The sequence below is a fragment of the Streptomyces sp. NBC_00203 genome (assembly GCF_045206325.1).
Taxonomy (GTDB): domain Bacteria; phylum Actinomycetota; class Actinomycetes; order Streptomycetales; family Streptomycetaceae; genus Streptomyces; species Streptomyces lutosisoli.
The window spans coordinates 4,197,040-4,213,782 of record NZ_CP108126.1 but is presented as its reverse complement, the minus strand read 5'-3'; the positions used below and the strand labels follow the sequence as shown (position 1 = coordinate 4,213,782).

Annotated in this window: 11 protein-coding genes; 3 read left to right on the top strand and 8 right to left on the bottom strand. The window is 70.3% G+C overall.

What is annotated here, in order from left to right:
* Positions 1-25 precede the first annotated feature (25 nt).
* The gene (locus tag OG975_RS18980; protein WP_406330462.1) at positions 26-1,573 is read left to right on the top strand and encodes a glycosyltransferase family 39 protein; all 1,548 of its coding nucleotides are present in this window, start codon (positions 26-28) and stop codon (positions 1,571-1,573) included.
* A 92-nt stretch (positions 1,574-1,665) separates the two neighbouring features.
* Here the strand turns inward: OG975_RS18980 and OG975_RS18975 are convergent, their stop codons facing one another.
* Positions 1,666-2,184, bottom strand: coding sequence for a MarR family winged helix-turn-helix transcriptional regulator (locus OG975_RS18975; RefSeq protein ID WP_406330461.1), 519 nt, complete (start codon positions 2,182-2,184; stop codon positions 1,666-1,668).
* A 125-nt stretch (positions 2,185-2,309) separates the two neighbouring features.
* On the opposite strand from OG975_RS18975, the gene OG975_RS18970 reads away from it, so the two are divergent.
* The gene (locus OG975_RS18970; RefSeq protein WP_406330459.1) at positions 2,310-2,723 is read left to right on the top strand and encodes an organic hydroperoxide resistance protein; all 414 of its coding nucleotides are present in this window, start codon (positions 2,310-2,312) and stop codon (positions 2,721-2,723) included.
* Positions 2,724-2,748: 25 nt separating this feature from the next.
* On the opposite strand, the gene OG975_RS18965 is transcribed toward OG975_RS18970, so the two are convergent.
* Positions 2,749-4,329 carry a hypothetical protein gene (locus tag OG975_RS18965; protein ID WP_406330458.1) on the bottom strand — a complete coding sequence of 527 codons (1,581 nt, stop codon included), beginning with the start codon at positions 4,327-4,329 and terminating at the stop codon, positions 2,749-2,751.
* A 310-nt stretch (positions 4,330-4,639) separates the two neighbouring features.
* Between OG975_RS18965 and OG975_RS18960 the strand changes: the two genes are divergently transcribed.
* Entirely contained in the window at positions 4,640-5,857 is a 1,218-nt protein-coding gene (locus OG975_RS18960; protein ID WP_406330457.1) for a hypothetical protein, read from the top strand.
* Between the two features lie 25 nt (positions 5,858-5,882).
* On the opposite strand, the gene OG975_RS18955 is transcribed toward OG975_RS18960, so the two are convergent.
* The 6 genes from OG975_RS18955 to OG975_RS18930 form a co-directional block, all read right to left on the bottom strand.
* Positions 5,883-8,132: a CDP-glycerol glycerophosphotransferase family protein gene (locus tag OG975_RS18955; RefSeq protein ID WP_406330455.1), complete on the bottom strand. Its 2,250-nt coding sequence runs from the start codon at positions 8,130-8,132 to the stop codon at positions 5,883-5,885.
* A 4-nt stretch (positions 8,133-8,136) separates the two neighbouring features.
* Positions 8,137-10,332, bottom strand: a complete 2,196-nt coding sequence (locus OG975_RS18950; RefSeq protein ID WP_406330454.1) for a CDP-glycerol glycerophosphotransferase family protein — start codon at positions 10,330-10,332, stop codon at positions 8,137-8,139.
* A gap of 154 nt (positions 10,333-10,486) precedes the next feature.
* Positions 10,487-12,754 carry a CDP-glycerol glycerophosphotransferase family protein gene (locus OG975_RS18945; protein WP_406330453.1) on the bottom strand — a complete coding sequence of 756 codons (2,268 nt, stop codon included), beginning with the start codon at positions 12,752-12,754 and terminating at the stop codon, positions 10,487-10,489.
* 174 nt (positions 12,755-12,928) lie between these two features.
* Positions 12,929-13,837 (bottom strand): carbohydrate ABC transporter permease, encoded by a 909-nt coding sequence (locus OG975_RS18940; RefSeq protein ID WP_406330452.1) that lies wholly within the window; start codon positions 13,835-13,837, stop codon positions 12,929-12,931.
* Positions 13,834-15,180, bottom strand: coding sequence for a carbohydrate ABC transporter permease (locus OG975_RS18935; protein WP_406330451.1), 1,347 nt, complete (start codon positions 15,178-15,180; stop codon positions 13,834-13,836). Before OG975_RS18935 ends, OG975_RS18940 begins: the two co-directional genes overlap by 4 nt.
* A 7-nt stretch (positions 15,181-15,187) precedes the next feature.
* Entirely contained in the window at positions 15,188-16,603 is a 1,416-nt protein-coding gene (locus OG975_RS18930) for an ABC transporter substrate-binding protein (RefSeq protein WP_406330450.1), read from the bottom strand.
* Positions 16,604-16,743: the final 140 nt, after the last annotated feature.

Genomic DNA, 16,743 nt, shown 5'->3' with positions numbered 1-16,743 from the left:
AATCGGTCTCATGGTGAGTGCGTGGGTGAGACGGTCCGGGGTCGGGCGTCCGGAGGCGATGGCGGTCCTGGCGGTCCTCCTGCCCGTGCTCGTGATGCTCGCGGTGGGGCTCTGGGGGCTCGACCGCGGTGGCATGTGGCGCGACGAGGGGGTGACGTTCCAGGTCGCGCGGCGTTCGGTGCCGCAGATCTGGCAGCTGCTGCACTCCGTCGACGCGGTGCACGGCCTGTACTACCTCCTGATGCATCCCGTCCTCGCCCCACACCCCGGCGAGGTCGCCCTCCGGCTCCCCTCGGTCTGCGCCACCGCCGCGACCGCGGGTCTCGTCGCCGCCCTCGGCGTCCGCCTGTGCCGCCCGCGGGTCGGTCTCTGGGCGGGGCTGCTGTACGCCGTCACGCCCATGACCGGGCACTTCGCGCAGGAGGGCCGGTCGTACGCGCTCGTCGCGGCCGGAGCGGCGGCAGCGACCTGGCTGCTGGTGCGGGCCATGACGGTCCCCCCTGCTCGTACGAAGTCGAGGACTTGGGGGAGGGCGGCGAGCCGGTACTGGTGGGCGTACGGAGCGGCGGTCGCCGTCACCTGTCTGCTTCACGAGCTGGCGGTGCTCCTGCTGTTCGCGCACGCGGGGACACTGGCGCTCGCGCGGGTGCCGGCGCGAGTGTGGCGGGCGTGGGGGTGCGCGGCGGGAGCCGTGGTCCTGGCGCTGGTGCCGCTCGTCCTCGTCTCGCACGCGCAGTCCGCGCAGGTCGCGTGGTTGCCGCGGCCCGCCTTCGGGAGCGTGGTGCGACTGCTGTCGGCGTTCGCAGGCCCGGACCGGCTGGTGGTCGTGCCGCACCTGGTCCTCATCGCCCTCGCCCTGTGGCGGCCCTTCGCGCGGCGGGGCGAGCTGTCGCTCCAGGCGGTCGCCCTGCCCCTCATGGTCGTCCCGCCGGCCGTGCTGATGACCGTCTCGCAGTTCTGGCCGCTGTACGACGACCGCTATGTGCTGTACGCCCTCGCCGGGGCACCGCTGCTCGCCGCTGCGGGCGCCGAACGGCTGGTGAGCCTGCTGCCCCGGCTGCGCCTCACCGTCCCCACCGGAGCGCGCGTCACCCTCATCGGCGCCCTGGCCGTCACCCTCGGCTTCGCCTTCCAGCTCCCCCTCTTCCGCCTGGACCGCACCCCCGACCACCGAGCCGACAACCTCGCCACCGTCTCCGCCACCGCAGGGCGTGAACTGCGCCCCGGCGACCCGGTCCTGTTCCTGCCCTCGATCGTGCGACGCTCGGCACTGGCGTACCCGAACGGCTTCCGCGGAATCCGCGACATCGCCCTGACCGCCCCGGGCCCGTCCTCCGGAACCCTCTACGGACAGGAGGCGGCCCCCTCGGAACTCCGCCGCCGCCTCTCCCGCCTCGACCACGTCTGGCTCGTCGCCGAACCCTTCGCGACCCGCCCGACCTGGACCCCGGACACCCCCACGGAACGCCTCAAACTCACCCTGGTGGAGGAGGAGTTCGTCCCCCTCCAGGAGATCACCCGAGGAGGCGTGACCCTGCGCCTGTACATCCGCAGACCACCACGCGCCCCGTAAGGGGCGCGGGGCTGTACCGATATGCGGCTCCGCCGCGTGGGCGCGACAGGCCCCCACCGTCCCGCAGCCAGCGAACTACCCATCCAGCGGAGCTAGGCACACCCCGGTTCAGACTCCAACGCCGCCTCATCCAGCGCCACAGTCAACCGATCCAGCCGAGCCCGAAGTTCCCGGATCTCCTCAAGACTCGCCCCCGTCGCGGCAGCGATCCGCCGAGGCACGGCCAACGCCCGCTCCCGCAGGGCAACACCCTCATCGGTGAGATGGACGTGCACTGACCGCTCGTCCCGCACACTCCGCTCCCGCCGTACGAGCCCCGCCGCCTCCAGCCGCTTGAGCAGCGGCGACAGCGTCCCGGAGTCGAGCCGCAGGTGCTCGCCGAGCTTCTTCACGGGCAGCTCGCCGTGCTCCCACAGCACCAGCATCACCAGGTACTGGGGATAGGTGATCCCGAGGTCCTTGAGGAGCACGCGGTAGACGCCGCCGAAGGCGCGCGACGCGGCGTTCAGGGAGAAGCAGATCTGCTCGTCGAGGCGGAGGTAGTCCCCGTCGGGCGGGACCGGGGTACTCGTGGCGCTCGGCGTGCTCGGGGTGGTGGGCGTTGCGGTCATGCGACCAGGGTAGCTCTTGTCCGCCATTAAGTTGTGCGCAATTGAATTGCGTGCTCTAATTGTGGTCGTGAGGCGGTCGGACCGGCCGCCCCGGCAAGACTTCAGACCTGAGAGGGATGGTCCCCATGGACGCGATCTACACCGCTGTCGCCACCGCCACCCACGGCCGCGAGGGCCGCACCGTCAGCTCCGACGGCAAGCTCGACCTCCAGCTGGCCATGCCGGTGGAGCTGGGCGGCAACGGGCAGGGCACCAACCCGGAGCAGCTCTTCGCCGCCGGTTACGCCGCGTGTTTCGCCAGCGCCCTCGGCCTCGTCGGCCGCGCCGCGAAGGTCGACGTCAGCGAGGCCGCGGTGACCGGCGAGGTCGGCATCGGCAAGCAGGGCGAGGGCTTCGCCCTCAAGGTGACGCTGCGCATCGAGCTGCCCGACAGCGTCGACGAGGCCACCGGCCGCAAGCTGGTCGAGCAGGCCCACCAGGTCTGCCCCTACTCCAACGCCACCCGCGGCAACATCCCGGTGGAGCTCGTGGTCGAGTAGTCACAGGGCGGCCGGCAGGGTCGGTTCAGCCCCCGACCCTGGCCAGCACCTCTCCGGTCTTCCGGCTCCGCTCCACCACCGTCGCCTCCTCGGGCACCTGGTGCCAGCGCGTCATCAGCAGCCAGCGGACGTGGTACCGGCGGGCGATGGCGGTGCGTTCGGCGCGGGTCGACGCCGGGTTGAGGTAGGCGCGGACCGCCGCGCGCCGCCGCAGCCGCTCCCGCTCGTCGAGAGCGGGATCGGGCCACAGGGGCGCGGCGAGGTCGGGGCCGTACGCCGCGATCGAGTGCACGTCGTAGAACCCGTCCGTGATGACCGCCTCGCCGGGCTTGATGTGCCGTGCCGCCCACTCGTACGTCGGCCAGCGCGGCGGCTGGTCGAAGCCGACCGGGTCGAGCGAGCGCGGCACGACCGCGCCGGCCTGCACGGTGAGGAAGCCGATGCAGGCCCCGACGGCCGCCACCAGCCCCAGCCGCCGTCGCCCGGATCCCCACGGCCGGGGCGCCGCCAGCTCCACCCCGAGCGCGAACTGCAACGGCACCAGCGTGAGCCCCAGGATCCTGCCGTACGTGTAGTGCCCGCTGATCCAGCCGTACGCCACCGTCGCGCACTCCAGCGCGAACATCAGCACCAGCGGATCGCGCCACCGGTGCCCCTCGCTCCGCTTCGCCTGCCGCGCGCGCAGCCACAGCGCGGGCACCCCGATCAGCGCCAGCCAGAAGTGCCCCGGCATCCCCACGTACAGCCGCTCGTGCAGCGCGTCCACGCTGCGGTCCCCGGTCAGCGCGAAGACGTCGAAGTACGGCCAGCAGTATCCGACCAGCAGCGCCGCCGCACCGGCCAGCGTCCACCGGCCCACGATCGCCGCCCGCCACCCGCTCTGCCACCCGGCGGCGAACGCCACCGCCCCGAGCACCGCCGCGATGGAGGTGATCGGGTGCACGAGCAGGATCAGCCCGTACAGGGCGCCGAGCCCGGCGTACCCGGAGAAACTCCTGAGCCCGCTCGGGCCGACGTACCGGACCAGGCCGCCCATGCCTCGCGCGCGCGTCCCCGTCAACGCCCAGGCCCAGAAGGCCAGTCCGATGGCGAACGTGGACGGGTAGGGGAGGTTCCCCGTCATCGACATCAGCCCGAGGTAACCGCTCCACCAGGCGCGCCTGGTGCCCCACAGCAGCACCATCGCGAGGAGCGACAGGACCGGTGCCCAGATACGAGGCGTCAGGACGCGGACGAAGCGGCCGATGCCGGTCAGCAGGACCAGCAGGTTCAGCGGACCGCTGAGACGTACGACCTGATAGCCGGTCAGACCCGTCAGCCGGGCGAACGCGCCCTGGGCGACCGCGTACGGCGAGTAGTACGGACTGCCCGCGCCCGGCAGGTCCGCCATCGGATGGGCCGGATGGAACAGGTTCGCCTTGAGGCGCTCGACGACCGCCGCGTGCTGGCCGAAGTCGCAGCACATCGGCAGGCGCCAGGAGGCCAGGGACATCACCAGCCAGAACAGGCCACCGAAGACCTGGTACGGCGTCGGACGCCAACCGGCGCCGCCGCGCAGGGCCGTGGCGCCGCGTACCGCGCGCCGGACGAGGAGGTCGGCGCTCACCGGGCGGTGGGCGAGGAGGAGGGGTCAATAGTGTGACGCATTCATCGGTTCTTCCACCAGGGGTCACCCTGTTCTCCTTATTTCATGCCTTCGAGTGATGTCCGGAGCCCGGCAAAGAATCCATACATCGCGCGAGTTGATCGCTCATCAGACTCAGAGGTGTGTGATAGGCCATTCGACGATGTGGAAAACAGAGAGGTTCCTGCGACCGTCGCCGCCACGTGACCGACGTCTACTCATTTTCTGGTTCTTTGTTTTCGCCCTGGTATTCACCGGAGCGCAGTCGGTCCAGATCCAGGGACGTGCCGCCATGGACACGCGCCAATACGTGGCGCACAGTTACATGCTGCAAGGGCTCGGCCGGGAAGGGGCCTCTCTGCGGGCGGTGGACTATTTCTGCGACAGCGTGCGCGTCAGGTCCGTGGAGCGTGCGAACGGGGATCTGGCGAGCTACCGGAGCAAGAACACCGGAATTGCCGCGTATCAGGAGTGCCGGAACTCGAGCCGGGAACGCGTCGCACGTAATGCCGAACGCACCGATGTGACCGGCTACATGGCACTGTTCAGTCATCCGCGCATCTCCGTGATCTTCGCGACCAGACCCGGATACCCGCTGTACACGATTCCCTTCATCCGCGTGTTCGGCCTGGCCGTCGGCCTGTGGGCGGCTTCACTCGTGGCGACGGTCCTGGCCAGTGGCTTCGTGGTCCTGATTCTGCGGACACTGGGCGTCTCCGTTCCGCTCGCCCTGCTGGGGCAGGTGCTCTACTACGCGCTGCCGACGGGACGGGAGGCCATGCAGCCGCTGTGCGAAGGGCTGCTTCTGTGTCTCCTGCTCGCCGGCATCCTCGGATGTGTCCGCATACTGCGGGGACGGATCGCGTCAGGAACGGCGCTCACCCTCTTGGCGTTCGCCGGCGCGGCAGGTGTCAAATACGCGCAGACCCTGCTGGCCGTCGCCGGAATCGCGGCCATGACCGCACTCCTCGTCTGCGCGCGCCGGGTGCGGCGACGGGAGTTCGCCCGGCCGGAGTTGGCGGTTCTCGCCGTGACGGCCGCGTTCACGGTGGCCCTTCAGCTCGTCATCACCGCCCTCGCACTGCCGAGTACCCGGTCCGGTCTCCAGGATCTGCTGACCGTTCACTACTCGAGGAGCATGGCTCCGCACCCCTGGCACGCATTCCTGCGCCTGAGTGCCGCCTTCTGGAAGGAATGGCTGCGTGCCGCGCTGATGGAGCCGCTGGTGCTCCTTCTCCTCGCGGGCGGGGCCTGGGGAGCCTTCCGGTACCACCGTCCGTTCGCGTGCGTGATGCTCGGGACCGCCGTCGCGGGCTTCGTGAACCAGGCCGGACATCCTGAGACGGCCATGGGTCCACGGCTGATGGTGATGGCGATGCTGCTTCCCGTGTGCGGTATCCCGCTGCTTGTCGAGAGCCATGCGCGTCGGTACGGCATGAGGGGGCAGGACGCGGTCCTGCCCCCTCGCGTGGGCCGTCAGTCGCCGGCACCCGAGTCCGTCTCGCGCTGAGCTCGCACGACCGGCCGCGTTCAGGTCAGCTGTACTCGGGAAGGCGGGCCGAACGGTCGGCGGCCGCAGGGATGTTGACCACCCCTCCGTCGCCGCCGGCCACCGAATCGGCCGGCTCGCCCAGCAACACCTGCCGTACGACGCGTTCCGCGGCCCGCCCGTCGTCGTACTCGCAGAAGCGCTCCCGGAACGCCCCGCGCAGACGGTTCGACTCGGCGTCCCGCCAGGCGCCGGAGACGAGCACCTTCGCCAGTTCCTCCTCGGAACGGGTCACGTGTCCCGGTGGTTCGGCGGTGATGTCGAAGTAGGCGCCCCGGGCCGCCAGATGGGCGGCCCAGTCGTCGGCGTGCACGACGATGGGCCGGTCGAGGCACGCGTAGTCGAACATCAGGGCCGAGTAGTCGGTGATCAGGGCGTCGCTGGCCAGCATGACGTCCTCGACGTGCGGCTCGTCGGTGACGTCGGTCAGCGTGCCGCGGCGGTGCAGATCGCCCAGCAGCAGCGCCCGTTCGTGATGGCGGGCCAGGCTCGGGTGCAGGCGGACGAGCAGCCGGTGTCCGGGACCGAGCGAACCGGCCAGCGTCTCCAGGTCGACACGCCAGACATGGCCGCCCTTGCGGTAGTCGCGCAGAGTCGGCGCGTACAGCAGCACCGTCTCCGACGGCTGGATGCCGAGCCGGTCGCGCACCTCGGCGGCGCGTGCGGTCCCGCCCCGGACGAGGACGTCGTTGCGGGGGCTGCCACTGCGCAGTGAGGTGAAGTGACAGGGGTAGGCCCGCTGCCAGATCTCCTCGCTGTACCGGTTCGCGACCAGGCTGACGTCCCACCGGTCGCTGCGGCGCAGCATCGCGCGGACGTCCGTGCCGTGCCGGGCCCCCGGACGGTCGAGGAGGTCCAGCGCCATGTACTTGAGAGGCGTGCCCTGGTGGGTGTGGACGTGCACGGCACCGGGGCGTTTGACCAGATCACCGGCCCAGTTGCGATTGTTGACCCAGTACTTCGCGCGCGCCATCACCCGGTAGTAGCGCCAGGACCCCAGCGTCACATGCTCCGTGCCCGGTGGCAGCAGCTCCACCGCCTCGGGCCGGACGACCCACACGCCGCGGAGGTGCGGCGCCAGTTCGGCGGCCCGCGCATGGATCGCGTACGGATCGCCGTTCACGGCACGGCTGTGCCCGGCGGAGTAGACGACGAGATTCGGGTCGAGGGCACGCTTCGACTGGAGCCGGTACCAGCACCGCATGATCCGCCGGGCGACGACGTTGCGCAGCCTCAGCTTCCTGCTTCCCAGTGCCCGGCGCACGCGTCGCAGCGCACCGAGGGCGGCATGGGCACGGTGTGGAGCGACGGCCAGCAGCCGCAGCTCCGTGCGGCGACTCTCGCGCGGTGGGACGAAGCCCGGCGGCACATGCTTTCGGTAGAACGCCCGGGTCCGCCGGTAGAACTCCCTTCGGTCGCCGCGCAGCACACGTTCGGGACGGGCCAGGGCGAACAGCATGTGGTCCAGGGCCCGTTCGAACAGCAGCGGTCGGGCCCAGTCCAGGCCGGGCCGCTCGGCGAGGAAGGCGAAGAGCCCCTCGTACTGCTCGAAGATCTCGAAATGCCTGCGCCCCGGAGTACGGGTGATCGCACCCTGCCGCCGCTGCCGGTATTCGACACCCACCCGGTCCAGACAGGCGATCCGCTCCGCCGTGACCATCGTCTGGTAGGTGACGGGGGCGTCCTCGTACAGCCCTGGCTGGTACTGGAAGCTGTGCCCGAGGAAGAAGTCCCGGCGGTACGCCTTGTTCCAGGCGACCAGGAACAGGCGCAGGTACTCGGGATGGTCGCGGATGCTGAACGTGCTGGTGCCGGCCTGTTCGAGGAGTCCGGCGGCGTCGCTTCGGCCGCCGCGGCCCCACCAGTGGGTGCGCACGTGGTCGAAGACCAGGATGTCGGGGTCGCGGGTCACGTCGAGCCGGTCGGCGACCGCCCGCAGCAGCCCGGGCGTGTAGCGGTCGTCGCTGTCGAGGAACAGGACGTAGTCACCGCGGGCGTGCGGAAGGCCGGCGTTGCGGGCGCGGCCGAGGCCCACGTTCTCGGGCAGGTGAACGGCCTTCATCCGCGGATCACGGGCCGCGTACTCGTCGAGGATCGCACCGGAGCCGTCGGGCGAGCAGTCGTCGACGGCGATCACTTCGAGGTCGGTGAAGGACTGGCCGAGCACGGAGTCGAGGCATTCGCGCAGGAACCCCTGGACCTTGAAGACGGGGACGATGATGCTGAAGCGGGGCACGGTGTCAGCTCCTCGGGGCGGTCGTCACGGCGGCGGGCGCGGGGGTGCGCCGCGCGAGCGGAACCGGCGGCTCGATGGCCTCGGCCGGTTCCCCGAGCAGCACGCGGCGGACGACGCGGTCGGCGGCGCGGCCGTCGTCGAACTCACAGAACCGGGCGCGGAAGCGGGCACGGAGCGCGGCCGACTCCGCTCCCGCCCAGGAACCGGAGCGGAAGACGGCGGCCAGTTCGCCGGCGGTGCGGGCGACCGGGCCGGGCGGGGAACCCAGGAAGTCGAAGGTGACTCCGCGCGTCTCGCGGTACACGTCCCAGTCGTCGGCGTACACGACGATGGGCCGGTCCAGGTTGGCGTAGTCGAACACGATCGACGAGTAGTCGGTGATGAGGGCGTCCGCGGCGAGACAGACGTCCTCGGACGAACGGTGTCCGGTGACGTCGATGACACGCTCGTCGCGCGGGCGTCCCTGGTCGCCGTCGTAGAAGTAGTGGGCGCGCAGCAGGATCACGAAGTCGTCCCCGAGGGCGTCGCACAACGCCTTCAGATCGAGTTGTGTGCTGAAACCGGTGTGGTAGTCGCGGTGCGTCGGCGCGTACAGGAGCGCCGTGCGGCCTTCGGGGACACCGAGCTGCTTGCGGATGCGGTGCACGTCGGCCGCCGACGACGTGTAGTAGACGTCGTTGCGCGGGTAGCCGTATTCGAGCATCTCGTAGGAGGACGGGAAGGACCGCTCCCACACCTCCGTGGAGAGCCGGTTCGAGCTGAGGTTGTAGTCCCAGCGGTCGGCGCGGCTCAGCAGGCGGTCGAAGCTTCCGGTGGCGGCGGCGACGATCGGGTACTCGGCCTGCTCGACGCCCATCTTCTTCAGCGGCGTGCCGTGCTGGGTCGACAGGTGAACGGCGCCGGGGCGCTTGACGACGGCACCCTCGAAGTTGGCGTTGTTGACCAGGTACTTGGCGCGGGCCAGCACCTCCCAGTAGCGGCGGCTGCCGATCACCGCGTGGTCGATGCCCTTCGGCAGGTGCTCCACCGCGTCCTCGGTGACAAGGAACACCGAGCGGATGTGCGGAGCCAGCCGCTGGGCGGCCGAGTGGATCGCGGCGGGGTTGCAGGCGTAGCCGCGGCCCCAGTACGCGCAGTACACGGCGAGGTTCTCGTCGAGGGGACGGCGCAGCTGCGCCGCGTACAGCGCGCGGGTCCGCAGCATCCTCGGGCGCGGCACCCGCTGCGCCGCCTTCGCCGTCGCCTGGTTGGCGCCGCGCAGCGCCCGGAACGCGCTGTAGGCGCCGGTCGCGAGCAGCCGGTGCTGCACGCCGAGACTGCCCGCCGGCTGCGGGAACCCGGCCGGGCGGTACAGCCGGTAGAGCCGGCCCGCGCGGCGGAAGAAGGCCCGGCGGCGGCGCGCGGGCACCCGCGTCGGATGGGCCGCCGTCTTCAGCACGAGGGCGAAAAGCTGCCCGAACAGCGCGTGCGCCTTGGCCGCGGACACGGCCTGCCCGGTCGTCCGGCCGGCGTCCCGGGTCCGGGCGGCGGCCTGGGTGAGCACCAATTCGATTTGGTCGAGGAGCTCGAAGTGGTGCTCACCCGGCGTGTTGAGCCGGCTGCCCTGGCGGCGCAGGTGATGCCGTACGCAGACCGAGTCCAGCACCGACGCCCGCTCGGTCGCGAGGGTCACCAGACCGCCCCACCCGGTGTCCGTGAAGTGCCCCTCGGGGAAGGTGAGCCGGTGCTCGGCGAGGAAGGAGCGACGGTAGGCCGCGCTCCACGCGGGCACGTGTACGCCGACGACGTCCGGGTCCTTGCCGAGCGGGGGCGTGCTCGACTCGCCCTCCCACCAGTGCACCCGCTCGTGCCCGAAGTAGAGGACGTCCACATCGGTGCGGAGCCCCGCGTCCAGGGCGCCCAGCGCGCCCGGCACGAGGACGTCGTCGCCGTCGAGGAAGAGCAGATACGCGCCGTTCGCCGCGCCGATCCCGGCATTGCGCGCCGCGCTCAGCCCGCCCGGCGGGGGCGAGTGGACCGGTGCGACCCGCGCGTCCCGCGCGGCGTACGCGGCGGCGACCGTCCCGGCCGGGGTGTCCGGCGCGTCGCAGACCGGGATCAGCTCGAAGTCGCCGAAGGACTGGCTGAGGACCGAGTCCAGCGCTTGGGCCAGTCGCCCGGCGACTCCATGGGTGGGCACGATGACGCTGAAGCGGGGCATTCTGATCTTTCTCTCAGGGAGCGTTCTCTCCGGGGAGAGCTCGCTCAAGGGGCGCTGAGCCGGCGTTTCATCGCCCGGGCCGCCCGGTGGGCCGCCAGGTGGTGGGCCGGGTCGGCGTGGGCCGCGAGGGGCTGGAGGGCACGCGGATTCCGGTTCAGAGATGCTCGGTGAGGGGGACGGCACCGCCGGGCGCGGGCACCGTCGCGACGGGCTCCGTCGGGCGGGCGGCCACGGCCGACGGGACGGGGTGCCGTTCGGCGAGCGGGATGAACGGCGGCAGTCCGGCCGTCTCGCCCAGCACCACACGCCGTACGACGCGCTCGGCGGCCCGCCCGTCGTCGTACGGGCAGAAGCGCTCGCGGAACGCGGCCCGCAGCTGCACCGAACGCGAGCCGCGCCAGTGCCCCGTCGCGAAGATGTCGATCAGCTCGTCCTCGCTGCGCGCGACCGCGCCCGGCGGGAAGGCGCGCAGGTCGAAGTAGGTGCCGCGGGCCGCCTCGTACGCCTCCCAGTCGTCCGCGTGGACGACGATCGGGCGGTCGAGGCCCGCGTAGTCGAACATCAGGGACGAGTAGTCGGTGATCAGGGCGTCCGAGGCGAGACACAGCGACTCGATGCTCGGATGGTCGGACACGTCGATCAGCCGGCCGCCCGCGGAGCTCGTGAGCGGCGCCTCGTACGAGTGGTGCGCGCGGGTCAGCACCACGAAACGCGGGCCGAGTTGACGCAGGACGCGCTCCAGGTCGAGGGGGCGGCGCTGGGTGCGGCGGTAGTCGCGGTACGTCGGCGCGTAGAGCACGGCGACCGCGCCCTCGGGGATGCCGAGCGACTGGCGCAGCCGGGTCACGTCCGCCGAAGTCGCCTGCTGGAACACGTCGTTGCGGGGGAGGCCGTACTCCAGCGTCGTGAACCCGGCGGGGAAGACACGCTCCCAGACCAGGGTGGAGTGGCGGTTGGCCGACAGGCAGTAGTCCCACTTGTCGACACTGCGCAGCAGCTCGGCGAAGTCCGTGTCACGTGCGGCCGCCGGGCGGTCCTGGAGGTCGAGGCCCATGAACTTGAGCGGGGTCCCGTGCTGCGTCTGGATCATGATCTGGCCGGGGCGCTTCACCAGCCGCCGGTCGAAGTTGACGTTGTTCACCAGGTACTTGGAGCGGGCGAGCGCCGTCCAGTACCCGGCCGTACCGGGCGCCAGCCTGCGCGTCGACGCCGGGATCGTGTGGTGGTGCTCGGGGTGCGCGATCCACGCGGTGCGCACGCCCGGCGCGTACGTGCGGAACGCGGTCTCCAGGGCGCCCGGGTTGCAGCCGTGGCCGCGCCCCCAGTAGCTGGAGAACACGGCACGGTCGGCGCGCAGCGGTAGGCGGAGCTGGACGCGGTAGTGCAGCTGGAGCGCGCCGCCGCGTGCGGTGCGCAGCAGGGCGGTGGCCAGGCGCACGGTTCTCTTGTGCGCGCGCGACAGGAAGGACAGCAGACGGTACGAGCGGTAGGCGCCCAGCCTCACCAGCGCGTGCCGCACACGGGTGCGCAGGCGGACGGGGGCGCCCGGCGTGCGGTAACGGCGGTAGTGGGAACGGGACTTGCGCAGGAAGTCGGCCCGGGAGCCGCGCGGCAGCCGGCCGGGCTTGAGGAACACGTTCGAGAAGTGGTCGATCATCCGGCGGAACAGGACCGGGCGCCAGTGGGACAGCTCCGGGTGCGTGTCGATGTGCGCGAAGACCCGGTCGTACTGCCCGAAGATGTCGAAGTGCTTAACGCTGCTGGTGCCCAGGATGCTGCCGTGCCGCCGCTGGCGGTAGTGGACGCAGACCCGGTCGAGGGTGGCGATCGTCTCCGCGGACATCAGCACCGGATAAGTCCAGGGCGTGTCCTCGTAGTACCCGGCCGGGAAGGTGAAGCCCTCGCGCTCGACGAACTCCCGGCGGTACGCCTTGTTCCACACCACCATCAGGACCCTGAGCAGCCCCGGCCGGTCGTCGAGCCGGAACGGCGCCGGGCCCTCCTCCGTCAGCTGCACCGCGAACTGGTTGCGGACCGCCTCGCCCGACCAGTAGGTGCGCGCGTAGTCGTAGACCAGGACGTCCGGTTCGGAGGTCTCCTTCAGCCGGTCGGCGATCGCGCGCAGCGCGTCCGGGGTGAGGGTGTCGTCGCTGTCGAGGAAGACCAGATAGTCGCCGGTGGCGTGCTTCAGGCCCGCGTTGCGGGCGCGGCCCAGACCCACGTTCTCCGTCAGGTGCACGGCGCGTACGCGGGAGTCGCGGGCCGCGAACTCGTCGATGATCGCGCCACAGGCATCGGGCGAGCAGTCGTCGACCGCGATCAGTTCGAGGTCCGGATAGGACTGTTCCAGAACGGATTCCAGGCACTCGTGCAGGTACGCCTGAACCTTGTACGCGGGGACGATGACACTGAACCTGGGCAACGGACATCCATGGGTCGGCGCGGGCATACCTGCCCGGGAACGGCCGAAGGGGTGACTTGGTTACGCCAGATGTGGCATACGGGGGACGCACGGTGAACGCGCCGATACGTTCCGGTGACAGCGAGGAGGGGCGGGCCGGCGCCGGCCCACCCCTCAAACGCCTTGTGCGCAGGGCTATTTCACCGCGCCGGCCATCACCCCGGACACGAACTGCCGCTGGAACGCGAAGAACACGGCCAGCGGGATCACCATCGAGATGAAGGCCCCCGGCGCCAGTACGTCGATGTTGTTGCCGAACTGGCGTACCTGCGTCTGCAGCGCGACCGTGATCGGCTGGCTGCCCGAGTCGGAGAACACCAGCGCGACCAGCATGTCGTTCCACACCCACAGGAACTGGAAGATCCCGAGCGAGGCGATCGCGGGACCGCCGAGCGGCATCACGACCCGTACGAACAGGCGCAGTTCACCCGCGCCGTCGAGACGGGCCGCCTCCAGGAGCTCCCGAGGGATCTCCGCGAAGAAGTTCCGCAGCAGGAACACCGCGAAGGGCAGACCGAAGCCCACGTGGAAGAAGACCACGCCGGTGATCGACCCGAAGATCCCGATCTTCCCGAAGAGTTCGGCGATCGGGATCAGCGCGACCTGCACGGGCACGACCAGCAGGCCGACCACGCCCAGGAACCACCAGTCGCGGCCCGGGAACTCCATCCACGCGAAGGCGTAGCCCGCGAGCGAGCCGATGACGACGACGAGGAGGGTCGCCGGGACCGTGATCAGCGCCGTGTTGACCAGCGAGTTGGTGATGTCGCTGTTCTCCAGGAGCTTTTGGTAGCTGTCCACGGTGAGCTGCGAGGGCTCGCTGAAGACCTTCCACCAGCCGCTCGCGCTCATGTCCTCCGGCTTGCGCAGCGAGGACACCAGCAGCCCGATGGTCGGCACCAGCCAGAACAGGCCGACGAGCAGCAGGAAGACGCGTACGATCCCGCCGCTGACCCCGCTCGCGAGCCGGGAGCCGAGTGACGGCTTGGCCTTGACGACGGTGACGGGCGCCGTCTTCCCGAGACTTCCGGCATCCGTGGTCATCGCCGCACCTCCCGCCTGAGCCGCCGGACATTGAAGAGCATCACCGGGATCACGAGCAGCAGCAGGAACACCGCGATGGCGCTCGCGATGCCCGGCTGGTCCTCGGCGAAGCCCTTGCGGTACAGCTCCAGGGCCAGCACGTTGGCGTCGTCCTGGGACGAGCCCGGCGCGATGATGAAGACCAGGTCGAAGACCTTCAGGACGTTGATCATCAGGGTGACGGTGACGACCGCGAGCACGGGCGCGAGCAGCGGCACGGTGACCCTTCGGAAGACCTGCCACTCGTTCGCGCCGTCGACCCGGGCGGCTTCGAGCAGCTCCCGCGGCACACCCGCGAGCCCCGCGGCGATCAGCACCATCGCGAAACCGGCCCACATCCAGATGTACGAGCCGATGATGGCCGGGGTGACCAGCGACGGTCCGAGCCAGTCGAGGCCGTTGTACGGCTCCTTGAAGTTGCTTGCCGGGAGCCGGAGTTGAGCCCCGTCGGCCTTGGCGGAGAGGGTGAAGGTCCCGTCGTCGCGCACCGTCGCCGAATCGACGACCTTGCCGCCCTTCACGGCCTCGACCTTCATCCCCGCGTAGCCGAGCTCACTCGCGTCCACCTGGCCGAGCGTCCCGACGCCCTTGCCTCGGGTGAAGTCCTGCCAGGCGGTGCCGGTGACCTTGCCGGGCTCGGCCTTGGCCTGGACGGCCTTCTTGGCACTGCCCGGCATCTGATCGGGGGCGACACCGACGAGCGGGAGGGTGACGGACTGCCCGACGTGGACGGGGCTCTTGGTGAGGAACCCGCCACCTTGGGCTTCGAGTGGTGACTGCCGCCCCGGGTGGGCCTTCGGGAACGCGGACGACTCGGCGAACGTGTCGTGCACTCCCACCCAGACCGCGTTGGCGACACCCTTGTCCGGGTCCTGGTCGTACACCAGCCGGAAGATGATGCCCGCGGCGAGCATCGAGATCGCCATCGGCATGAAGACGACCAGCTTGAACGCCGTACCCCAGCGCACCCGTTCGGTGAGCACGGCGAAGACGAGTCCGAGCGCGGTCGCGACGGTCGGCGCGAAGACGACCCAGATGATGTTGTTCTTGAGCGCGGTACGGATGCCGTCGTCGGTGAACAGGGCCTTGTAGTTGTCGATTCCGGCGAACCCGTCGCCGGACTGGTTGGAGAAACTGCGGACGACCGAGTACCCGATCGGGTAGACCACGAGCGCGCCGAGCAGCACCAGAGCGGGCAGCAGGAAGAGCGCTGCCACGGTCTTGCGGGTGCCGGTCACGCTCTTGTGCCGTGGTGCCGCGGGAGGAACCGGGCTTCCGGTCCCTCCCGCCGTTGCCGACGACATCGCCGGATCAGCCCTTGTACGCCGCGGCCGCGTCCGCTTCGAGCTTCGCCTGCGCCCCTGCCACGTCCTTCGGGTTCTTCAGGAAGTCCTGGAGGTCCTTCCACTCACCCTTGCCGGGTGTACCGCCGAAGGCCTGCGGGGCCTGGTCGGACATGTCGAAGCGGAAGTCGTCGCCGGCGGCGATCAGGGCCTTCGCCATCGACTGCTGGACGGCGTTCGGGTACGCGGAGTTGGCCACACTCTTGTTGGGGGAGAGATAGCCGCCGAGCTTCGCCCAGATCGTCGCCGCGTCGGGCGAGGCGAGGAAGGTGAGCAGCGCCTGACCGGCCTTGGACTCCTTCAGCAGTACGGCCGCGTCGCCGCCGCTGACGACGGGGGCGCTGCTGCCCACCGCCGGGAACGGGAACACCTTCGCGTCCGTGCCGATCTTCGCCTTGGTCTCCGCGATGTTGACGCCCACGAAGTCGCCCTCGAAGACCATGCCCGCCTTGGGCTGGTCGCCGCCGGTGAACGTCTGCGTCACGGACGCCGGGAACTCCGTCTGCAGTGCGCCGTCCGCGCCGCCCGCGATGTAGTTCTTGTTGCCCCACAGCTGGGCGAGCGTGGTCAGCGCGTCCTTCACGGACGGGTCCGTCCACTTGATCTTGTGCTGTGCGAGCTGGTCGTACTTCTCCGGCCCCGCCTGGGAGAGATAGATGTTCTCGAACCAGTCGGTGAGGGTCCAGCCGTCCGCGCCGCCTACGGAGACGGGGGTGACACCCGAGTCGTAGATGGTCTGGGCGACGGAGAGGAAGTCCTTCCAGGTCGCGGGTTCCTTCGCCCCCGCGTTCTCGAAGACCTTGGCGTTGTACCAGACAAGGGACTTGTTGGCGGCCTTGAAGTAGACGCCGTACTGCTTGCCGTCGACCTTGCCGAGGTCCTGCCACCCTTGCGAGTAGTTCTTGGCGAGCTGGGCCTGGGCGTCGCTGCCGACCGGCTTCGCCCACTTCTTCTCGACGGCCTGCTTGATGGCGCCGACCTGCGGAAGCATCGCGACGTCCGGTGGAGCGCCGCCCGCGATCTTCGAACCGAGGAAGTTGATGATCGGGTCCTGCGCGGGTACGAAGGTGACCTTCGCGCCGGTGCGCTTCTCGAACTCCGCCAGCACCTTCTTGAAGTTGGCCTGTTCGGGGCCGGTCCACACGGCGGCGACTTCCAGACTGGCGCCGTCGAGCTTGGGAAGGGTGACGGTGCCGCCGCTGCCGGCGCTGCTTTCCGTGCCGTTGCCGGCCTTGTCGTTCTTGTTGTCGCCGCCGCAGGCGGTGAGGGTGAGGGCGCCGGCGATGACGGCGGCTGCGGTGGCTTGTGCGGCTCTGTGTGACCTGTGCGTGGGGTGACTGGTGGAGTGATTGGGCGACCTGCGTGTACGAAGATTGCTGCGCATCACTGCCCCGTTCTTCGTTCTTCGTCGAACGTACGAGCGCTGTCCCGTGCCGTCTGGTCTACGCCCGTGTCTGTGAGGGCGGCAAGAGCGCCACCAGTGTCAAGTGGGTGATCGTGATTGGGTCGTGACGTGTTCTCGCT

Excerpts from the sequence above, each read along its gene's own strand:
- OG975_RS18975 (WP_406330461.1), bottom strand. The coding sequence starts at position 2,184 with ATGACCGCAACGCCCACCACCCCGAGCACGCCGAGCGCCACGAGTACC.
- OG975_RS18970 (WP_406330459.1), top strand. The coding sequence starts at position 2,310 with ATGGACGCGATCTACACCGCTGTCGCCACCGCCACCCACGGCCGCGAG.
- OG975_RS18960 (WP_406330457.1), top strand. The coding sequence starts at position 4,640 with ATGGACACGCGCCAATACGTGGCGCACAGTTACATGCTGCAAGGGCTC.
- OG975_RS18950 (WP_406330454.1), bottom strand. The coding sequence starts at position 10,332 with ATGCCCCGCTTCAGCGTCATCGTGCCCACCCATGGAGTCGCCGGGCGA.
- OG975_RS18940 (WP_406330452.1), bottom strand. The coding sequence starts at position 13,837 with ATGACCACGGATGCCGGAAGTCTCGGGAAGACGGCGCCCGTCACCGTC.
- OG975_RS18935 (WP_406330451.1), bottom strand. The coding sequence starts at position 15,180 with ATGTCGTCGGCAACGGCGGGAGGGACCGGAAGCCCGGTTCCTCCCGCG.
- OG975_RS18930 (WP_406330450.1), bottom strand. The coding sequence starts at position 16,603 with ATGCGCAGCAATCTTCGTACACGCAGGTCGCCCAATCACTCCACCAGT.